This is a genomic window from Ruegeria sp. SCSIO 43209 (assembly GCF_019904295.1).
Classification (GTDB): domain Bacteria; phylum Pseudomonadota; class Alphaproteobacteria; order Rhodobacterales; family Rhodobacteraceae; genus Ruegeria.
In genome coordinates, this window is record NZ_CP065360.1 from 110,493 (window position 1) to 129,641 (window position 19,149).

The 19,149-nt window shown below is 58.5% G+C and carries 20 protein-coding genes; 14 read left to right on the forward strand and 6 right to left on the reverse strand.

Annotation, left to right across the window (positions count from 1 at the left end; genetic code table 11):
• Positions 1-16: 16 nt before the first annotated feature.
• A complete protein-coding gene (locus I5192_RS18740) occupies positions 17-979 on the reverse strand; it encodes a YVTN family beta-propeller repeat protein (protein WP_152460706.1) in 963 nt (320 codons plus the stop codon).
• Between the two features lie 5 nt (positions 980-984).
• Entirely contained in the window at positions 985-2,151 is a 1,167-nt protein-coding gene (locus I5192_RS18745; protein ID WP_152460707.1) for an ABC transporter substrate-binding protein, read from the reverse strand.
• Between the two features lie 157 nt (positions 2,152-2,308).
• On the opposite strand from I5192_RS18745, the gene pedF reads away from it, so the two are divergent.
• From pedF to I5192_RS18775, 6 genes are all read left to right on the forward strand, one after another.
• Positions 2,309-2,989 carry a cytochrome c-550 PedF gene (pedF, locus tag I5192_RS18750; RefSeq protein WP_152460708.1) on the forward strand — a complete coding sequence of 227 codons (681 nt, stop codon included), beginning with the start codon at positions 2,309-2,311 and terminating at the stop codon, positions 2,987-2,989.
• A gap of 18 nt (positions 2,990-3,007) precedes the next feature.
• Complete coding sequence (locus I5192_RS18755) at positions 3,008-3,904, forward strand: ABC transporter substrate-binding protein (protein ID WP_152460709.1); 897 nt, start codon at positions 3,008-3,010, stop codon at positions 3,902-3,904.
• A 69-nt stretch (positions 3,905-3,973) separates the two neighbouring features.
• A complete protein-coding gene (locus tag I5192_RS18760) occupies positions 3,974-4,513 on the forward strand; it encodes a CoxG family protein (protein ID WP_152460710.1) in 540 nt (179 codons plus the stop codon).
• 27 nt (positions 4,514-4,540) lie between these two features.
• Positions 4,541-5,023, forward strand: coding sequence for a (2Fe-2S)-binding protein (locus I5192_RS18765; RefSeq protein WP_370644462.1), 483 nt, complete (start codon positions 4,541-4,543; stop codon positions 5,021-5,023).
• Positions 5,024-5,074: 51 nt separating this feature from the next.
• A complete protein-coding gene (locus I5192_RS18770) occupies positions 5,075-7,435 on the forward strand; it encodes a xanthine dehydrogenase family protein molybdopterin-binding subunit (protein ID WP_152460712.1) in 2,361 nt (786 codons plus the stop codon).
• A gap of 96 nt (positions 7,436-7,531) precedes the next feature.
• Complete coding sequence (locus I5192_RS18775) at positions 7,532-8,323, forward strand: xanthine dehydrogenase family protein subunit M (protein WP_152460713.1); 792 nt, start codon at positions 7,532-7,534, stop codon at positions 8,321-8,323.
• 50 nt (positions 8,324-8,373) lie between these two features.
• On the opposite strand, the gene I5192_RS18780 is transcribed toward I5192_RS18775, so the two are convergent.
• Positions 8,374-9,264, reverse strand: coding sequence for an FAD:protein FMN transferase (locus I5192_RS18780; RefSeq protein ID WP_172978558.1), 891 nt, complete (start codon positions 9,262-9,264; stop codon positions 8,374-8,376).
• The gene (locus I5192_RS18785; RefSeq protein ID WP_152460715.1) at positions 9,261-11,324 is read right to left on the reverse strand and encodes a 4Fe-4S binding protein; all 2,064 of its coding nucleotides are present in this window, start codon (positions 11,322-11,324) and stop codon (positions 9,261-9,263) included. The genes I5192_RS18780 and I5192_RS18785 overlap by 4 nt, the downstream gene beginning before the upstream one ends.
• A gap of 199 nt (positions 11,325-11,523) precedes the next feature.
• On the opposite strand from I5192_RS18785, the gene pqqA reads away from it, so the two are divergent.
• From pqqA to I5192_RS18815, 6 genes are all read left to right on the forward strand, one after another.
• Positions 11,524-11,631: a pyrroloquinoline quinone precursor peptide PqqA gene (gene pqqA / locus I5192_RS18790; RefSeq protein ID WP_152460716.1), complete on the forward strand. Its 108-nt coding sequence runs from the start codon at positions 11,524-11,526 to the stop codon at positions 11,629-11,631.
• A 26-nt stretch (positions 11,632-11,657) separates the two neighbouring features.
• A complete protein-coding gene (gene pqqB, locus I5192_RS18795; RefSeq protein ID WP_152460717.1) occupies positions 11,658-12,545 on the forward strand; it encodes a pyrroloquinoline quinone biosynthesis protein PqqB in 888 nt (295 codons plus the stop codon).
• Positions 12,542-13,270, forward strand: a complete 729-nt coding sequence (pqqC, locus tag I5192_RS18800; protein WP_152460718.1) for a pyrroloquinoline-quinone synthase PqqC — start codon at positions 12,542-12,544, stop codon at positions 13,268-13,270. The genes pqqB and pqqC overlap by 4 nt, the downstream gene beginning before the upstream one ends.
• The gene (pqqD, locus tag I5192_RS18805; protein ID WP_152460719.1) at positions 13,267-13,554 is read left to right on the forward strand and encodes a pyrroloquinoline quinone biosynthesis peptide chaperone PqqD; all 288 of its coding nucleotides are present in this window, start codon (positions 13,267-13,269) and stop codon (positions 13,552-13,554) included. Before pqqC ends, pqqD begins: the two co-directional genes overlap by 4 nt.
• Positions 13,551-14,630: a pyrroloquinoline quinone biosynthesis protein PqqE gene (gene pqqE / locus I5192_RS18810; RefSeq protein WP_152460720.1), complete on the forward strand. Its 1,080-nt coding sequence runs from the start codon at positions 13,551-13,553 to the stop codon at positions 14,628-14,630. Before pqqD ends, pqqE begins: the two co-directional genes overlap by 4 nt.
• Before the next feature lie 165 nt (positions 14,631-14,795).
• Positions 14,796-15,479: an IS6 family transposase gene (locus I5192_RS18815; RefSeq protein ID WP_152460721.1), complete on the forward strand. Its 684-nt coding sequence runs from the start codon at positions 14,796-14,798 to the stop codon at positions 15,477-15,479.
• 9 nt (positions 15,480-15,488) lie between these two features.
• Here I5192_RS18815 and I5192_RS18820 read toward each other — a convergent pair whose 3' ends face one another.
• Positions 15,489-15,815 (reverse strand): hypothetical protein, encoded by a 327-nt coding sequence (locus tag I5192_RS18820; protein WP_223118334.1) that lies wholly within the window; start codon positions 15,813-15,815, stop codon positions 15,489-15,491.
• A gap of 526 nt (positions 15,816-16,341) precedes the next feature.
• Here I5192_RS18820 and I5192_RS18825 point away from each other — a divergent pair.
• Positions 16,342-17,139 (forward strand): MBL fold metallo-hydrolase, encoded by a 798-nt coding sequence (locus I5192_RS18825; protein ID WP_255612168.1) that lies wholly within the window; start codon positions 16,342-16,344, stop codon positions 17,137-17,139.
• Positions 17,139-18,083, forward strand: coding sequence for an MBL fold metallo-hydrolase (locus I5192_RS18830; RefSeq protein ID WP_223118337.1), 945 nt, complete (start codon positions 17,139-17,141; stop codon positions 18,081-18,083). The genes I5192_RS18825 and I5192_RS18830 overlap by 1 nt, the downstream gene beginning before the upstream one ends.
• A 1-nt stretch (position 18,084) precedes the next feature.
• Here the strand turns inward: I5192_RS18830 and I5192_RS18835 are convergent, their stop codons facing one another.
• Entirely contained in the window at positions 18,085-19,143 is a 1,059-nt protein-coding gene (locus tag I5192_RS18835; RefSeq protein WP_370644463.1) for a YeeE/YedE family protein, read from the reverse strand.
• Positions 19,144-19,149 lie beyond the last annotated feature (6 nt).

Genomic DNA, 19,149 nt, shown 5'->3' on the forward strand with positions numbered 1-19,149 from the left:
AGTCTCCTCAATATTGTCAGTTGGTCGGACGGAAGGCCGCGCCCCAAGGGAAACGCCCAACCTTGATCGTCTTGATCGGTTCGCGCTTGGCCACATCAATCACAGTCACATCGCCGGAGACGCCGTTGGTGGTGAACAACAGCGACTTGTCGGCGTTGAAATCCATGTGCCAGACGCGGCGACCCACGAGGATGTAATCCTCAACCTCGTAGGTTTCGGCGTTGACGGCGGCGACATGGTTCGACGGCCCCAACGCGACAAATGCGGTCTCGTCCCCGTTCGACAACTCAAACCCCACGGGCTGTACCCGGTCGGGGTGGACCCCTTCGACCTCAAACTCGATCTTGGCCTTCTCGGTCTGGGTTTCGACGTCAAACACGGTGATCGTGCCCCCAATCTCGGAACTCACCCAAAGCTCCGTGCCGTCCTTCAGGAACTCGGCGTGACGTGGTCGGGAGTCGACGAGCGTATTGGCAAACAGCTCTTGCGTTTCCGTATCGATCCAATGAGCCATGTTGGTGGTCTCGGACGTCGTGATGGCAATCTTGCCATCTGGTGAGACGGCCATGCCTTCCGGCTCGATTCCCACGTCGATCTGGGCAATCACCGTGCGCGATTCCGTGTCTACCACTGTAGTAATCGCGTCATCCTCATTGGCGATATAAAGATGCTTGTCATTGGGGTGCAGTACGAACTGCTCAGGGTCCTCGCCCGAGGGTAGGTCGTGCAGAATCTCGCCCGTTTCGGGGTCCATCACCTGCACCGAGTCACTGTCGGACGCGCAGATATAGAGAACGGAGTAGTCCTTGGAGAACGTGATCCCGCGCGGGCGTTCTCCGGTCTCGATCGTGCGGATCACCTCAAGCGTTTCGATGTCGATCACACTGAGCGTGTCGTCCTTTTCATTGCTGATCCAGATCTCATCGGCAGTGGCAGGAGCGCAAAGCGCGGTCGCTGCCAGAAGTGCTGCTAGTCTCATCGCTGTTACTCCTTAAATGCCTGACACTGGCTTTCGGCTTCATCAATGCCCAGCGTGTCCAGTTCGGTGCGTTGGTGCAGAAACCCCTCAAGCGGAGCCATCGCCACAACGGCGCGATCCGTGACCAGCGGGATGGGTTGCCGCAACTGGCCGTTCCAGGCCCGGAAATTCATCGCGCGGCCTTTGAAGCCCGCCAGTTCGAAATCATCCGACAGGATATAGTCGCGCAGAACCGCAGGGTCGTCGGATTGGGTGCGCGTCACCGCCTCGCCCAAGGCCCGATAGGCCGCCCACGCGGCGTAATCCTTGGGGCGCATCGCCCGCCCTGCCTGATCGGCAAAACGGTTCTGCATCTGCACAGCGCCCCATTGTTCAACCACGCGCGACCACGTGACGGGCTGCAACCCCTCTGACCCGGCAACGGGGCGCGGTTCCCATGTGTTGAAGGGGATATAGCGGCCGAAATCGTCCAGCTCATCAGCGACTAGCAACACGTCATAGTCGCCGAAGTCTTGCGTAAACAGTGGCACCTCTTGTGCTGCATTTCGTCGAAGATCGGCATCGAACACCCACGTCTTTTCCGCCTGCAGGTCCAACCGGAACTTTTGCAGCGACCGCTTCAGCGCCTCGGCAAAGGCCTGATCCCCCGGATGCTCGCCCGAGATCAGGACTATTTCATCCCACCGGCGTTTGACAAGGAACTGCGTCAGTGCATCGGTGCGCATCACATCCGATGGCAACGTGTGTAACAGGTTGGCGCGACACTCGGCCTCGCGCAGCGACAGGTCCGGGGCCGAGGCGTTAAACAGCACCGCGCCTGCCGCTTCGGGCAGATCGGCGACCTCAAGCTGCGCTTGCGCAGGCGCATCCAGAATGACGAAGGGACCATTGACCAAAGCCTGCCGCGCGGCTTGCGCCCAGTCACCGCCCGCGGGCACCGTGGTCACCGTCAGATCATATTTATGCCCCAGAAACTTGGCCGTCGTCAGATTGTCGGCCAGACCCAGCTCGGCCCCCGCCTTGCCCAGATCTTCGGGAATCGGGTCGAGGTTGGACAGAACCGGAGGGCGCTCAACCTCTTGCTGCAGATAGGTCACTGAAATCGCAACCTCAGCCTGCGCAGCGCCAGATGTCAGCGTCAAGGCTGCAAGAACAAAAGAAAATCTGAACATGTTCGCGCCTCCTCCCCGGCCCTAAAAGTAAAAGCCGGTCGAAAATGGGAAAGCCATTCGACCTTAGTCGCAGATTTCGCCCATCTGCAACCAAGGTCGAATGTCGCGTTGTTTTTGCCTGCGCTATGACCGGGGAAAGCTTCAGCAGGAGGATGAAATGCGTCTTGGTTTTTACAGCGCGGCGATTGCGGCTACAGTGACAGCGGGCATGGCGCTGGCACATGGAGATGTCGCGCCCCAGCCGGTAAATACGGATGCCCTGCCCGACGTGAGCGAGGAATGGTTGATCGAGAACCCCTATCGCGATCAGGGCGAAGAGGTCTGGCAGGCTGCAATCGAAATCGGCGATTCCGGCTATAACCAGAACTGCGCACGCTGCCACGGTTTGGGCGTCGTATCGGGCGGACTGGCGCCTGACCTTCGCTACCTCGAGGCTGAAGAATACGGCGATGAATGGTATATCGAACGCTTCCGTGAGGGCTATACCCAGAACGGCATCACCAAGATGCCCGCCTTTGGCGATCTGTTGGGCCAAAAGGCCGCCTGGGCCATTCGTACCTATATCGAGACCCGCCCCGATGACGGCGCGCTGGATGATCATTCGGACCGGTTGAAGGAAATCCGCGACGAGCTGGCCGCTATGGCCGAGGGCGCGGATGGGGACACAGCCGCCCTGCAATCCGAACTGAACGAGATCGCGGGCACAATCGAAACCGGCTCGGGCGCGCCTGTGGCCGACTCGGTGGCCCTGCGCGCTGCGGTGCTGATCTCGGGCGAGGCCCCGGATTTTGCACAGGCGGCGGAGCAGCTGACTATCGGATTGTCTGCCGCGCAATAGAACGGCAGACTGGGGCACATGATCGGACGCCATTTCATTTTCTCCCTGTTGGTCGCCGCCCTGTCCGCCGGGTCGGCTCTGGCCAGGTGTGAAGACCATGTGCCCCAACCCAAACCCCAGAATGCCAGCCGCGACATCGTGGGCGCTGACCTCGATACCATTGTCGAGCGCGGCTATATCGAATTCGCCGCCTACGAAGATTTCGCGCCCTGGTCGTTTGAGCAGGACGGTAAGATTCAGGGCGTGGACATCGAAATCGGCAAGTTGATTGCACAGGATCTGGGGGTCGAGCCCCGGTTCAATCTGGTCGCGGCAGGAGAGAACCTAGAGGCCGATCTGCGCAACTGGATCTGGAAAGGTCCGCTGATCAACGGGCGCGTGGCCAATGTCATGCTGCACATTCCCTATGACAGCGAATTTGCCTGCCGGGTCGAACAGGTGGTGTTCACCGGCCAGTATCATGACGAGGAAATCGCCATCGCCTTTCGCCGCGATGCCTATCCCGAAGACCCTCCGGTTCCGGCCTATTTCCGTTTTGACACCGTCGCGGTTGAAAACGACTCAATTGCTGATTTCTACCTGTCGTCTTTTCCCGGCGGGCAACTGTCGCAGAATGTCAGCCGGTTCCCTACTGCAGATCAGGCGATGCAGGCCCTGGCCGCAGGTGAAACGATGGCCGCAATGGGCCCCCGCGCCCAGCTTGAGGCCGGACTGACCCCCGATCTGGATATCCATACCCCGCCTTTGCCCGGCTTTGCCGTCAGCACCTGGACCAGTGGCGTGGCTGTGCATTTTGCCTATCGCGGCCTCAGTTATGCGGTTGATGATGCGATCTATGCAGCGCTTCAGGATGGCCGCATCGCCAAAATCTTCGAGGATTATGGGCTGACGCATACCCCTCCCGAACTGCGCTGACTACGCCCAAGGTCGCATATGCTTTGCGGCCCCGACGCCATAGGTTGGAAAAAACTCTGGAGGAGTGACATGGAGTTACATGACAGCCGCACAATAGCCGCGCCACGGTCCGAGGTCTGGAATGCCCTTCTGTCGGCAGATGTTCTGCGCAAATGCGTCCCCGGTTGCCAAGAGATGACCGGCACCGCAGAGGACGGGTTCGATGCCACCGTGGTGCAGAAAGTCGGCCCCGTCAAAGCCACGTTCAAAGGGAAAGTGACCCTGTCCGACATGGTGTCCGGGGAAAGCCTGAAATTGTCGGGCGAAGGCAAGGGCGGCGCTGCCGGATTTGCCAAGGGCGCGGCCGATGTCACGCTGTCCGATGTCGCCGAAGGCACCTTGCTGACCTACAACGTGGACGCGCGCGTGGGCGGCAAGCTGGCCCAACTGGGTGGCCGCGTCGTGGACGGTTTCGCCAAGAAAATGGCGGATCAGTTCTTTCAGAATTTCCAAAGCGCGGTCGAGGTCGAGCCAGAGGCCCCCGCCAGCGAAGCGGCAGCTGAACCAGAACAACAAGCGGAAGAGGCAACCGAAAAGAAAGGCTGGCTCAAGCGCGTTTTGGGCGGTTGAGCTATAGATTTAAGGGAGGAAAATGTGATGAAAATATCGCTGACTGTGAATGGGATGTCTGTGAGCGGTGATGTTGAGGGTCGGACGTTATTGTCTGGATTTTTGCGGGATCATTTGGGTTTAACGGGGACGCATGTTGGGTGTGACACGGCGCAGTGCGGGGCCTGTGTTGTGCATGTGAATGGTCAGGCTGTGAAGTCGTGCAACATGCTGGCGGTTGAGGCGGACGGGGCCGAGGTTGGCACGATTGAGGGTCAGGCGGCAGAGGATGGGACGCTGAACACCATTCAGCAGGCGTTTCAGGATCACCATGGCCTGCAATGCGGCTTCTGCACGCCGGGCATGGTGATGAGTGCGGCGGCTTTGCTTAAGGACAATCCGCGCCCGACGGAAGCTGAGATCCGGAAGTATCTGGAAGGCAATCTGTGCCGGTGCACGGGCTATCATAACATCGTCAAGGCGATCATGGCCGCTTCGGGTCAGGACGTTTCAAGCATCGCCGCCGAATAAGGCGGGTAAGAATTTTCGACGAAAATTCTTTTCCAGGGAGGAGAACAAGCAATGCCCAAAGACAGTGGCATCGGAGCCAGTTCCAAGCGGCGCGAGGACGTACGCTTTCTGACCGGAGCTGGCAATTATACCGACGACATCAACGTGGCCGGACAGGCCTATGTCCATTTCCTGCGCTCGGATATCGCGCATGGACGTTTGAAAAGCGTGGATACATCAGCGGCTGAGGCGATGCCCGGCGTGGTCAAGGTGTTCACCGGCAAGGATTTCGAAGGCGTGGGCGGCATGCCCTGCGGCTGGGAGGTGACGGACAAGCACGGCGCGCCGATGCAGGAGCCTCCGCACCCCATTCTGGCCCAGGGTAAAGTGCGCCATGTGGGCGATCCCATTGCCGCCGTGGTGGCCGACAGCCTGGAACAGGCGCGCGACGCGGCCGAGGCGATCGAGGTGGACATCGAGGAACTGCCCGCCGTGATGGACATGAAGGCCGCAGCCCAAGAGGGCGCGACGCTGGTTCATGACGATCTGAAGAACAACATCTGCTATGACTGGCAGCTGGGCGAGGCCGATGACGCCAAGGTCAACGAGGTCTTCGCGAATGCGGCCCATGTGACCACGCTGGATCTGGTCAACAACCGTCTGGTCGCCAACCCGATGGAACCGCGCGTGGCGGTGGGGGAATACAAGCGCGGGACGGATGAGTACACGCTCTATACCACATCGCAGAACCCGCATGTGATCCGCCTGCTGATGTGCGCCTTTGTGCTGGGCCTGCCCGAGCATAAGGTCCGCGTGGTGGCCCCCGATGTGGGCGGCGGCTTTGGCACCAAGATTTTCCACTATGCGGAAGAGGCGTTCTGTACCTTCGCCGCCAAGGCCTGCAACCGGCCGGTGAAGTGGACCTCGAGCCGGTCCGAGGCGTTCATGTCGGATGCCCATGGTCGAGACCACGTCAGCACCATCGAGCTGGCGCTGGATGCGGACAACAACTTCATCGGTCTGCGCACCAATACCTTTGCCAATCTGGGGGCGTATCTGTCGACCTTCTCAAGCTCCGTGCCAACCTGGCTGCACGGCACGCTGATGGCGGGCAACTACAAGACGCCGGTCATTCAGGTGAACGTCAAGGCGATGTTCACCAACACGGTGCCGGTGGATGCCTATCGCGGCGCGGGCCGACCCGAGGCGACGTTTCAGTTGGAGCGCGTGGTGGACAAGGCCGCGCGCGAGCTGGGGGTCGATCCGATTGCGCTGCGCCGTCAGAACTTTGTCACCCAGTTCCCCTATGACACGCCGGTGGCGCTGACCTATGACACCGGGGATTACAACGGGACGATGGACAAGCTGGAGGCCGCCGCCGATCTGGCAGGCTTTGCCGCCCGCCGGGCGCAGAGCGAGGCCAATGGCAAGCTGCGGGGCCTGGGCATCAACTGCTATATCGAGGCCTGTGGCATTGCGCCGTCGAACATCGTTGGCATGCTGGGGGCCCGGGCGGGTCTTTATGATGCGGCGACCGTGCGGGTGAACGCCACCGGATCAATCAGTGTCATGGTGGGTGCGCATAGCCACGGGCAGGGGCATGAGACCGCCTTCCCGCAGGTTGTGGCCGATATGATCGGCATCGACGAGTCGATGGTCGAGATCGTGCATGGCGACACCTCGAAGATTCCGTTTGGGATGGGCACCTATGGCTCGCGCTCGCTTGCGGTCTGTGGCTCGGCTATGGTCAAGGCCACCGAGAAGGTGATCGACAAGGCCAAGAAGATCGCAGCCCACCTGCTGGAGGCTTCCGAGGCCGATATCGAGCTGAAGGACGGTCAGTTCAGCGTGGCAGGCACCGACAAGTCGGTGGCCTGGGGCGATGTGACCCTGACGGCCTATGTGCCGCATAACTTCCCGCTGGAGGTTGAGCCGGGGCTGGAGGAGACCGCGTTCTATGACCCGGCCAACTTCACCTTCCCCTCGGGCGCCTATGCCTGCGAGGTTGAGGTCGACCCCGAGACCGGGCAGGTCAGTATCGAGGCCTTCACCGCGGCGGATGACTTTGGCAACATCGTCAATCCGATGATCGTGGATGGTCAGGTGCATGGCGGTATCGGTCAGGGCATCGGTCAGGCGCTGCTGGAGAACTGCGCCTATGACGAGAATGGCCAGTTGCTGAGTGCGTCCTTCATGGATTACGCCATGCCGCGCGCCGATGATGTGCCCTTCTATGCGGTGGATCATTCCAGCCAGACGCCCTGCACGCATAACCCGCTGGGGGTGAAGGGCTGTGGTGAGGCCGGGGCCATTGGCTCGCCGCCTGCGGTGGTCAATGCGGTGCTGGATGCGATGAACTCTGGCGGCAAGGCGGTGGATCACATCGACATGCCAATGAGCCCGTCGCGCGTCTGGGCGGCGATGAACAGCTGAGTTGGAGAGGGCGGACCGGGGGCCAGCCCCCGGACCCCCGGGATATTTATAGCCAGATGAAGAACGGATCCGTGTTCTTCGGAAAGGAAATGCGAAATGTACAGTTTCGAGTTTGAGAAGCCCTCGAACATAGCGGATGCGGTTGCCGCATTGGGGGCTGAGGATGCGCAGGCGTTGGGGGGTGGTCAGACACTGATACCGACGCTGAAGCAGCGATTGGCAGCGCCTTCGGTGCTGGTCAGCGTGAGCGGGATTGCTGAGATGCAGGGTGTCTGTATCGAAGATGACGGCTCGGTCGCGATTGGTGGAGCGACGACTCATGCCACCGTGGCGCGCGAAGCGGCGAGCGCTTATCCGGCGCTGGCGGCGCTGGCGGGTCAGATCGGTGATCCGGCGGTGCGCAACCGCGGCACCATTGGCGGGTCGGTGGCCAACAATGATCCGGCGGCCTGTTATCCGGCGGGGGTTCTGGGCTCGGGTGCGACTATCGTGACCGACACGCGGCAGATCGCGGCGGATGACTTCTTTGAGGGCATGTTCGCGACCGCACTGGATGAGGGCGAGATCATCACCTCGGTCCGGTTCCCGGTGCCACAGGCGGCGAGCTATCAGAAGTTCTTGCAGCCCGCGTCGCGCTTTGCCTTGGTTGGTGTCTACGTGGCGCGCTTTGCGGATGGCGTCCGTGTCGCTGTCACCGGTGCCAGCGAAGACGGCGTGTTCCGGTGGGCAGAGGCCGAAGAGGCCTTGAACAAATCCTTCAGCGCCGATGCGTTGATGGGGCTGAGCGTCAACCCGATGAACATGATCGCCGACCTGCACGGCAGCAAAGACTACCGCGCCCATCTGGTTGGGGTAATGACGAAACGCGCCGTCCAAGACTGTTCGTAATCGCATAGGCGATAAACCCTAAAGCCCCGGGCAAAACCCCGGGGCTTTTGTTATGATTGGAAGGTCCGGACAGACCCATTCTGGTGAACACAAATTACAGTGGTGCTCTTGGGTGTCCGATCCAGGATGGTTTGAATCTCACCTTCATCTGCATGGCAAAGCGCCGTTGACAATGCATCTGCCGATGTCGCGGTTGCAGCCTGAACGCCGACCGTCGACCATTGGGGTGGTTGCATGGCTTGTGGATTCAGGACGTGAAACTGACCGCCACCCAGTCGCAACGCACCTGGGCTGGAGGTGGCAATCGCTTGATCTTTGAGCGTCCGGGTCTGAACGATCCCGTACTGAGGATCGGATAAACCAAGGGTCCAGTTACGCCCTGCGGCGTAGTACTCACCGATATTGACGAGTACGTTCTCCCAACCCGCCTGACGCAGCACCTCTGTGACCAGATCCGTGGCGTAGCCCTGTGCAATTCCATTCAGCGTCAGTGCTTGGCCGGGATCCAGCGCAATGTGATCGGGCGAAATCCGAACCCGGTCCCATCCAAGGGCTTTGCGCGCGGCATTGAGGTCTCCATTCTGCGCCGCTGCCTGCCACAAGGGTTGAACGGTCGGATCAAAACGCCCGTCGGTCTGCCGGTAGGCGTGATCACACGCCTGCAGAAGCGCGAGCATTTCGGGCGCGGGTGCTTTCAGGTGGCCAGAACGGTTCAACCGAGACAAGTCGGAATTCGGCCGATAGAGGCTGAACAATGCTTCGCAGCGTTCAAGCTCGGCTCGGATGCGGGTTATGGCGGGTTCGGCAACATCTGGGGGCGCGTCAAAGGTTAGGCTGACTTCTGCGCCCAAAGCGTAGCCATGCCATTTTGTGGGCTGGGCCGTGGCCGGAGTGGCCAGCGCGGCGGCAGAGATAGCAAGGAAGCGGCGGCGGTTTATCATTCGGCGGCGACCTCTCTGGCTTGGCGTCGGGCGGCGACAATCAGGGGCACACATTTCGTGCTGTCGTCATGGATCGTCACACAGTCAAGGCATTGAAAGCACTCATCATATTGGATACGTCCACTCTTTGCGATGGCCCCGTATTTGCATTTGACCTTACACAACTGACAGGGAGAGCCGCATTCTGCGCGCCGGTCGATCCAATCGCGCCCGCGCAACAGCCCTCCGATCGCCATGAAAGCGCCGAGCGGACAGACATAGCGGCAAAATCCCTTGAACAGCACCATTCCAAGGAACAGCCATCCCGCCGCATAGGCCACGTAATACCATTCCCGCACAAAGAAGGTGGTGACCGCGGTTTTGAACGGCTCGACCTCGGCGGCTTTGTCCACCTGATCGGGGGCGGCGAACACAACGCCCACAAGGCCCGCCAGGATGACGTATTTCAACCATTTCAGACGCCTGTCCCAAGCGTCGGACGGCTCAATCTGCGGCAGACGCAGGGCTTTGCCGAGGTGATGCGCGAACTCCTGCATCGCGCCGAAGGGGCAAAGCCAACCGCAGAAAAGCCCCCTGCCCCATGCGATGAAACCAGCAATGGACACCGCCCAGATCAGCAGGGAAAACGGGTCATACAGAAGGAATACGAAACTGCCGCCCTCGACTGCTGCTCTGAGTGTTCCAAGAACGGTGACGATGGACAACTGCCCTTGCCCCCACCATCCGACAAAACCGATGACAACGGCCAGCACACCCAAGCGGAGGGGCGTGAACAAAGGCTGCGCCGCCAGTGCATTCATGCGAAGGCTGAGCGCGGCGACGAGACCTGTCAGGAATATCCCCAGAACGATCATGTCACCCTGACGGTTGCGCAGCGCCTCAAGCCACGGGGGGTCCGGCGTGATCTGAACCGGACGGGTAAAGAACCGCTCGGGCGTGATATGGGGCACCTCAAGCGTGACCGAGCCTGTTTCGGGTTGGAACATGCCGTGTTCCCGCACGGCCAGCACCTTCAGAACCCAATCACGCGAGGGGTCAAATCCCAGCCTACGGTCCGTTCGCAAGATCATGGCGGTTCCATCGGGCAGACCATCGACCAGCTCCACAAACAGATCGGCATCGCGCAGAGCAACCGGGAAACCGTCCTGTTCCGCCGACAGCCAATCAGGCGCGGTATTGCGCACGAAATCCTCGCTGACCAAACCGTGGCGCGCGGTTTCGATCACCAGGATCGGTTCATCATTGTCCGAGATTTCCAGAAAGCTCTGGAGGTCGTCGAAACTGTCCTCGGCCAGCGCAGCGCGGGCGATGGAAGTAGGCCCCAAATCGACAACCCAGATGTCTAAGTAAGGCTCATCCGGGTAATCCTGCGCTTCGGGGTCGTCATCCTCCCACAAGGTGCCTGCGAACAAGGCGTCGACTTGCGCGTTGGTGTAGGTCTTGCGCGTGGCGATGCCCTGATCGACAAGATCCTGCCAAGTCAGGTCCTCCTGATACTCGGAGTCGGGAAAGGCGGGCGGCGCGGTAGCCAGCCCCTGCATTTTTTCGCGGGCCACTGCCAGCGCGGCCCCCATGACGGATTCGTGGGCAATGCGCACGCTGGCCGTCGCCTTGGTGACGCCATCCAGATAAACAAGCTGTGAACCCGCCGCCGCATCGCCATAGGGTGTTCCCACCACAATCGAGTCCGAAATCGACAGCCCGCCATATTGTTCAAAGAATTTGTGAAACGGGGCCTCTCCCAGACCCGAGACAAAGATCGGCTCGTTGTGTTCGATCAGTTGGACATCCAGAAAGCGCCCCTCAAGGTCCAGCACCACCAGCATATTGATCGGCGCGCCTGAGAAGCCCGGCAAGGGGGCCAAGGGTTCGGATTCAAACACATATCCTGCCTCACCGCCACCCGAGTTCAGCAGGCTGTAGACCCCGTCATCGTTCAGCGCGTCGCCCAGCGAAAACGGGGCGCGGATATAGGTTTCGATCTGCTCACGCGGCAGAGGCTCTGCCTGAACCGACAGGCCGCTGAGAAGCAAAAACACAAGTAACAGGATCGCGCGCATGAGCGTGAGACTATATTTCCGCCTGCGCCCATGACATTCGACGAAAGTCCTAAGTCCCGCCTCTACGACCCCAAGGCGGTTGACGCAGCCGCCCCGGCCCCTCAACACTACATCCCATCCCTACGACCAAAGGAGCATTTTCCGAAAATCGTGCCGGTAGTAGGTTTTTAACAACGCCAGTCATTCATGGGAGGACACTATGACCTGGAGCACACCGAAGCTGAAAGAAGTGAACTGCGGTATGGAGATCAACATGTATTCTCCGTCCGAGGACGAAGGCCGCGAGTACGAGCCCGACCTGTTTTGATCACGTAAACGCAGCGGAGGCCCAAAGTGCATTTCCTGGTTCTTGGGGCTTCTGCAGGTGGCGGTTTGCCACAATGGAACTGCGGTTGCCGGAATTGCGAGGACGCCCGCAAGGGTAAGATCCCGCCTTCCGGCCAATCCTCTTTGGCGGTGTCGCCGGATGGCCTGAATTGGAGCGTCCTGAATGCCTCGCCCGATATTCGCCAGCAGATGCTGGATACCCCCAAAATGCACCCACGTGCGTTACGCGACACGCCTGTGGCCTCGGTTCTGCTGACCAACGGGGATATCGACCACATCGCCGGGTTGCTCAGCCTGCGTGAACAGACCCCGTTCACCCTGTTTGCCACAGGCGATATTCTGGGTGTGCTGTCCCAGAACCGGATCTTCGACGCGGTCAACCGTGAGAAAGTCAACCGCCGTCAGATTGCCCCCGGCGATGAATTCACCCTTCAAGATGGGCTGCAGGCGCAGCTCTTTGCAGTGCCCGGAAAGGTGCCCCTGTTCATGGAGGGCGACACCGTTCAGACCGATCTATTGGGTGAACAAACCGTGGGCGTCCGGCTGACTACCGCCGACAAGACCGCCTATTACATTCCCGGCTGCGCGCAGGTGACCGATGACCTGTTGGCCCGAATTGCGGATGCCGATCAGTTGTTCTTTGACGGCACGCTTTGGGATGATGATGAAATGATCCGCACCGGAACCGGTGTAAAAACCGGGCAGCGGATGGGTCACATCTCGATCAGCGGGCCCGAGGGGTCGATCGCCCGACTGCAAGACATCCGCGCGTCGAAAACCTTTATTCACATCAACAACACCAACCCCATTCTGCAACCCGACAGCCCTGAGCGCGCGTTCGTGGAAACCGCTGGCTGGAACATCGCCTATGACGGGCAGGAGATCACGATATGAGCCGCGACACCCTTGAGGCCCGCCTGCGTCAGATCGGGGCCGAGCGTTATCACGACAAACACCCGTTTCATCACCGGCTGCACAGCGGGGAATGCACCCCCGATCAAGTGCGCGCCTGGGTGATCAATCGGTGGGCCTATCAGGCGGCGATTCCGATGAAGGATGCCGCCTTCATATCGCGCTGCACCGATCCCGACATCCGGCGCGAGTGGCGATCCCGCATCGAAGACCATGATGGTGGCGTGACCGAGGGCGGCGGCATTCGGCGCTGGCTGAAACTGGCCGAGGCGGTGGGGCTGGATCCCGACTATGTCGCCTCGGGCCGCGGTATCCTGCCGGCCACGCAATTCGCCGTCGACGCCTATGTGCATTACGTGCGTGAAAAGCCCCTGTTGCAGGCCGTCGCGTCTTCTCTGACCGAGTTATTTGCCCCCAAAATCCACGAACAGCGGATCGAGGGCCTGTTGCAGCACTATGACTTCGCCAATTCCGACAGCCTGTCCTATTTCCAAAAACGCCTGACCCAAGCCCCCAAGGATGTGGCGTTCGGCCTGAACTGGGTTTTGGACCATGCCGATACGGCGGAAAAAGAAGACATGGCCTGCGAGGCGCTTATCTTCAAAACCAACGTTTTGTGGGCGCAGCTGGACGCGCTTTGGTCGGGATATGTGGAACCGGGCCTGATCCCGCCCGGCGCATGGAAACCGGGGGAAGGCCTGCTATGACGCTTGACTTGCATCAGTCCGACCGCCCCTACCTACCGCGCGGCGTGCGGGTTCAGCGCGACGCAGTGCGCGACCGCATGGTCCTGCAGGCCCCGGAAAAGGTGATCGAACTGGACGATATCGGCGTCGCCATCCTGTCGCGGGTGGATGGCCAGACCTCGTTTCGCCAGATCGTCACCGATCTTGCCACCACCTACGGCGCCCCTGCCGATCAGGTCGAAACCGATGTTCAACGGTTTTTGCAGGCCCTGCGCAGCCGTCTATATGTAATGGTGCAGACATGACTGCCGCACCGCCCATCGCGCTTTTGGCCGAACTCACCCACCGCTGTCCACTTAGCTGCCCTTATTGCAGCAACCCGGTCGAGCTTGAGCGCAAAGAGACAGAACTGGACACGAAGGCGTGGGTGGATGTGTTCCAGCAAGCGTTCGACATGGGCGTCCTGCAATTGCACCTGTCAGGGGGTGAGCCCGCCTCGCGCCGCGATCTGGAGGAGTTGACCGCGCAAGCCTCCCGTATCGGGCTCTACACCAACCTGATCACCTCCGGCATCGGGCTGACCCCCAAACGACTGGACCGGCTAGAGGAGGCAGGGCTGGACCACGTCCAACTGTCTCTGCAAGGAACGAATGCAGCTCTGGCCGATCGCATCGGCGGCTATCGCGGCGGTTTTGACCGAAAGATGATCATTGCCAAAGAGGTCGGTGCCCGGGGCATCCCGCTAACACTGAATGCGGTCATGCACCGGCAGAACCTGGATGATCTGGAACGGACCATCGAAATGGCGGTTGAGCTTGGCGCCCGGCGGCTTGAGGTTGCTTGCGTCCAGTTTCACGGCTGGGCTCTGCCAAACCGCCCAGCACTATTGCCGACGTTTGAGCAGACGCAAGCCGTCAAAAAGACCGTCGCCGAGGCCAGTCGCCGGCTAAGAGGGGTTCTGGCCTTCGACTTTGTGCCGCCCGATTATTATTCGGATTTTCCCAAGGCCTGTATGGGAGGATGGGGTTCGAGCGGGCTTAACATTACGCCAAACGGAACCGTTCTGCCTTGCCATGCCGCACAAACGATTGGCCACCTGAAGTTTGCCAACGTGCAGGATGAGCCGTTGTCCGATATTTGGTACAACAGCGCCGCCTTTAACCAATATCGCGGCACTGACTGGATGCCTGAGCCCTGTCAGAGTTGTGACCGTAAGGAAATAGACTTCGGAGGTTGCCGGTGCCAGGCTATGGCATTGGCCCATGATGCAAACACAACAGACCCGGTGTGCCAAAAGTCGCCCTTGCATGGCCGAGTCCAAGAAGTGCTGAACGCAACGACTGAAGAAGCTGAGGTGGAGTTTGTCTACCGCAAACTATGAACCGGAACTGGGATTTTCCAAGCTAGGTTCTGAATGCTCAGTCGAAGCGCATTGTTCAAATAAAGTTTGTCTTGGACTTAGAAGGGTTCTGTCGCAAACTTTGTTCCCACCTGTCAGGTCAAGCTTAGTTTTGGTAGCGCATGCTCCAAATTGCAGGAGCAGACCGTGACAATCTCATTCAAGGGCGCACACTTTCCGAAAGAAGTGATCTTGTATGCTGTTTTCTTCTATCTCCGATACGGCGTGTCTTACCGGGATCTGGAAGAAATCATGGCTGAACGTGGCGTTGAACTGGATCACGCGACGCTAAACCGTTGGGTGAGTCGATATGCCGGTCTTGTAGCTGATGCTTCACGGTACAAAAAACGCCCTGTCGACCGTTCATGGCGCATGGATGAGACCTATGTGAAGGTGAAGGGTGAGTGGGTTTATCTCTATCGCGCCATCGACAAACACGGAAAGACCCTTGATTTCATGCTATCAAAGCGCCGGAACAAAGCGGCTGCGACCAAGTTCTTCGCTCGTGCGCTTGAGGCGAACGGTTTGCCACGGAAAATTGTCATCGACAAAAGCGGTGCAAACACAGCTGGCATTAAAGCAATAAACAAGATGCTGAAAGGCTTTGGTTGTCTGGTACCGATTGAGGTGGTCAGGCGGAAGTACCTCAACAACATCATTGAACAAGACCATCGCTTCATCAAACGTCGGATCAGGCCCATGTTGGGTTTCAAGTCTTTCGCTTCAGCTGCATCTGCCCTGGCTGGCATCGAACTGGTCAACATGATCCGCAAAGGTCAATTCACGCCCGGACTCCGTCCGTTTCAGCAGTTTGTTCAACTGGTAGGGTAATCAACCTGCCTACGCCATCTCCACAGCCTTCAAAGGAATTTGCGACAGAACCGTATTGACGTCCGGATCAATCTTGTCGCGCGATTTTCTGTCACAAACAACGCGATCTGGCGACGAGGTGCGTAATACCACAATTTCGCGAGTTCTGGTTTTACTCATTATGGCACTGGCGATTTCGATTGCCGTGACCGAGTTCGGTACACGAACGATCGTTCCCTTGGTCACCTTGAGCGCATCGATCGCGACACTGGCGCTGTGGCCATTGCTCGGTACCGTTTGGCCAAAAGTGAGCACCACGGGTGTTATCCTCACGCAAACCAGCGGGCTGCTAGCCATGATCTGTGTTTTTGCAACTGGGAACAGTCCGTTTCAACCGCTTGGGGCGGCGTCTACAGCGTTAATTGTTTCGGCTACTGTGTTTCTGGTGGCGTCACTAGTTTTTCCGCGGAGAAAGTAACAAGTTGATGAGCCCCGGCATCACAGACCCGATTTGAAAAATGCTTTCTCGTTTCAAAAACTTGATTCTAAGGGATTTTTATCGTTTTTTGAGACTTAGAGTACCGTACTGGCGCGACATCTCGAAAGGCCGCGCCAAGTTCAACAATGATGGAACCAAACGCTATCAGGCCCGAAGACAGGATTGCGGTGCGTGCGTTCCCGCCTCAACTCAAATCCTTCTGAAAAAGTCTGACCTTTCGTCGTTTACAAATTATTACATTCATTTTATTGATTGTTAATGGATCGAAATGAGTTTTCACGACGCAGATTCTTGTATGGCGCCACGTGTATCGCAGCGCTTGGAGTTCAATCCAAGATCGGGTGGGCAGAGTTACAACTCGGTGCTTCGGCTCGGATTACAACCATGTCAGATGGGTACCTGTCATTGCCTTCGGAAATGGTCTTTGGCGCCATGCCGAAGGAAGAGCTCAGGCAGGTTTTGGACAACTACAAGGTGGACGCGACCAAGTACGAGCCAGAGTGCAACGTGGCACTTTATCAAGATGATCAAAACTCCGTGCTGTTCGATGTGGGAGCTGGGCCAGATTTCATGCCAACTTCTGGTAAGCTTCTGGAGGCTCTTGAAACAACCGACCTGTCGCCCGAAGACATCTCGCACGTGATCTTCACCCATGCGCACCCGGATCACATTTGGGGCGTTTTGGATGATTTCGACGACCTTCTGTTCCCCAACGCCACGCATCACTTTGGCCGTAATGAGTGGGATTATTGGTGGAACCCCTCAACTGTGGATACCATTGGAGACGATCGCGCTGCGTTCGCAGTAGGCGCAAAGCGGCGTATGGCAGCAATTGAGGATCAGGTCGCGTTTTTTGACGACGCACAAGAGATCCTTCCCGGTATTGCCGCACGCGCAAGCTTTGGACACACGCCCGGCCACATGGCGTTTGAAATTCGCAGCGGCAGTGAATCCGTGATGATTGTCGGCGACGCGTTGGGAAATCCACACGTAGCTTTTGAACGACCCGACTGGCCCAGTGGCACGGATCAGGATCAACAGGCGGCCGCAGCAACTCGGAACTCACTGCTGGATCAGGTTTCCCACGAGCAAATGAATTTAGTTGGTTTCCACTTGCCAAATGGTGGAATCGGCCGGGTCGAGAAGACTGGCTCTGTTTACAAGTTCATTGGAGAACCATAATGATGCGATCGCTGTCGATTGTCTTGACTCTGGCCGCACCAGCTTGGGCAAGCGAGGATATTGCAGACCAATACCCGCAAAGTGTGCTGTATTCCAAACCGGTCGAATATATCCCCGGCGTCTACTCTGCCATTGGCGCAACCGCCCCGCCGACCTACGAGAACTCTGGTCATAACAACAATCTCAGCTTCATAGTTACCGGAGAGGGCGTGATCGTCATAAACGGCGGCGCGGCCTATGTGCTTGCTGAAGCGCTTCACCAGGAAATTCAGTCGATCACGGATCAGCCGGTTAAGCTTGTCTTCAACGAGAATGGCCAGGGGCACGCGATGCTTGGCAACGCCTACTGGTTAGAGCTCGGCGTTCCAATTATCGCCCATTCGGATGCTGCGGCTGAATTCGAGGAATACGGCCCTCAGATCCTTGAAGGAATGCAACGGTACAATCAGGACAAGGCGGAAAGAACGTTTCTGGCTGGCCCAACCGAGACATTCGAGGATGAATACGTAGTTGAAATGGGTGATTTCCGGATTGAAGCCAAATATCTCGGACCGGCCCATAGTCCCGGCGATATCTCGATTTGGCTGCCGAACCAAAGCCTTGTCATCGCGGGTGACATGGCGTTTCACGAGCGCATGCTGCCGATCTTTCAAGAGACCTATACAGCGGATTGGCTTGAGACTTGGGACAACGAGTTCGAAGCCTTGGGAGCCACATATGTCATCCCCGGCCACGGTCATCCGACAAACATGGATCAGGTGCGCCGCTATACACGCGACTACCTGATCTATCTGCGCGGCAAGATCCAAGAGCATATGGATGCTGGCGGCGATCTGGCTGAGGCTTACTATGTCGATCAGTCACCATATGCCCATTTGGACACGTTTGAGGAACTGGCGACAAAAAATGCCGGGCGGGTCTTTGAGCAAATGGAATTCGAATGACTCAGGACGTTTGAGGAATAGGTATTCGCCTCAATAACCTATGCGTGCCGATCGCTCCAACCCACATGAAGAAAACGGCAAGCCACGCCGTCAATGACAGGGCGGACCCTCCCGAAAGCCCTGCACCTACAGCGCATCCTCCGGCCAGCATGGCTCCAAAGCCCATAAGGAAAGCTCCAGCAAGGTAGCGTTCCATGGGAGTATCAGGGCCAAAACGTTCGATCTTCCACTCCCCTGAAGTTAGGGCTGAGCCTGCAGCACCAATTGCTACGCCTGGAACAAGGCCGATACCGAAAGACAAAACAACGTTCCTCTCCGCAACCAACGCCATTAGTGTATCCGTGGCCGGTCCGGTAAATGTGATTGACGACACGGGCACGACGTCAAAAGATGCTTGCGCGATGGCAAATGTCATCAACCAGCCAAGTGCCACCGCTACACCAACGCCTACGGCTGTTACGATCCTGATAGGCGCGACTCTCCGGTGGAATGCGAATGCAATTGCCGACACCAATCCCAACGCTGCAACGGCTGTATAAGCAACTGGCGAAAATCCAAGTATTTCTGAAAGGTCTCTCGAGGTGCCACCTGAGACAGTCCAGATCCCGGAAAGTGATTCTCGGGCGGGACTAAGAACGCCCGTGTAGGTCGCCTGAGCCACTAAGGTTAAAACCAATCCTGTAATCAGGGCGCGCAGATTACCGCAGGAGGCCAATACCAACAGGCGAGATGCACACCCACGCGCCAAAACCATGCCAACGCCGAACATCGCCCCGCCAAGTATTGCGCCGCTGAGGCTGCCCGTCGACGCAATCGCGCGTGTCTCGGAAAGGTCTAACCACTCAAACGCGACAAACGCCTGCACTAAGGTGAGCGCTGCGGTGAAAGCGATCAGCCAGACAGCCAGGCGAGGACCAAGCTCGCCTTCGGCGACTTCGATGGTCGACGCTCTCAAACAAAAGTGAGACTTCTGGGCCGTCACGCCGAACAAGATACCGACAAACGCACCGGCAAATGCCAAAGCGCCAGGGTCTCCCAACAAATCGATGAGCCTTTCCATCAACAG

What these genes read in the sequence shown, in the direction of transcription:
- I5192_RS18740 (WP_152460706.1), bottom strand. Translation starts at nt 979, where the DNA reads ATGAGACTAGCAGCACTTCTGGCAGCGACCGCGCTTTGCGCTCCTGCC.
- I5192_RS18745 (WP_152460707.1), bottom strand. Translation starts at nt 2,151, where the DNA reads ATGTTCAGATTTTCTTTTGTTCTTGCAGCCTTGACGCTGACATCTGGC.
- pedF (WP_152460708.1), top strand. Translation starts at nt 2,309, where the DNA reads ATGCGTCTTGGTTTTTACAGCGCGGCGATTGCGGCTACAGTGACAGCG.
- I5192_RS18755 (WP_152460709.1), top strand. Translation starts at nt 3,008, where the DNA reads ATGATCGGACGCCATTTCATTTTCTCCCTGTTGGTCGCCGCCCTGTCC.
- I5192_RS18760 (WP_152460710.1), top strand. Translation starts at nt 3,974, where the DNA reads ATGGAGTTACATGACAGCCGCACAATAGCCGCGCCACGGTCCGAGGTC.
- I5192_RS18765 (WP_370644462.1), top strand. Translation starts at nt 4,541, where the DNA reads ATGAAAATATCGCTGACTGTGAATGGGATGTCTGTGAGCGGTGATGTT.
- I5192_RS18770 (WP_152460712.1), top strand. Translation starts at nt 5,075, where the DNA reads ATGCCCAAAGACAGTGGCATCGGAGCCAGTTCCAAGCGGCGCGAGGAC.
- I5192_RS18775 (WP_152460713.1), top strand. Translation starts at nt 7,532, where the DNA reads ATGTACAGTTTCGAGTTTGAGAAGCCCTCGAACATAGCGGATGCGGTT.
- I5192_RS18780 (WP_172978558.1), bottom strand. Translation starts at nt 9,264, where the DNA reads ATGATAAACCGCCGCCGCTTCCTTGCTATCTCTGCCGCCGCGCTGGCC.
- I5192_RS18785 (WP_152460715.1), bottom strand. Translation starts at nt 11,324, where the DNA reads ATGCGCGCGATCCTGTTACTTGTGTTTTTGCTTCTCAGCGGCCTGTCG.
- pqqA (WP_152460716.1), top strand. Translation starts at nt 11,524, where the DNA reads ATGACCTGGAGCACACCGAAGCTGAAAGAAGTGAACTGCGGTATGGAG.
- pqqC (WP_152460718.1), top strand. Translation starts at nt 12,542, where the DNA reads ATGAGCCGCGACACCCTTGAGGCCCGCCTGCGTCAGATCGGGGCCGAG.
- pqqD (WP_152460719.1), top strand. Translation starts at nt 13,267, where the DNA reads ATGACGCTTGACTTGCATCAGTCCGACCGCCCCTACCTACCGCGCGGC.
- pqqE (WP_152460720.1), top strand. Translation starts at nt 13,551, where the DNA reads ATGACTGCCGCACCGCCCATCGCGCTTTTGGCCGAACTCACCCACCGC.
- I5192_RS18820 (WP_223118334.1), bottom strand. Translation starts at nt 15,815, where the DNA reads ATGGCTAGCAGCCCGCTGGTTTGCGTGAGGATAACACCCGTGGTGCTC.
- I5192_RS18825 (WP_255612168.1), top strand. Translation starts at nt 16,342, where the DNA reads ATGTCAGATGGGTACCTGTCATTGCCTTCGGAAATGGTCTTTGGCGCC.
- I5192_RS18830 (WP_223118337.1), top strand. Translation starts at nt 17,139, where the DNA reads ATGATGCGATCGCTGTCGATTGTCTTGACTCTGGCCGCACCAGCTTGG.
- I5192_RS18835 (WP_370644463.1), bottom strand. Translation starts at nt 19,143, where the DNA reads ATGGAAAGGCTCATCGATTTGTTGGGAGACCCTGGCGCTTTGGCATTT.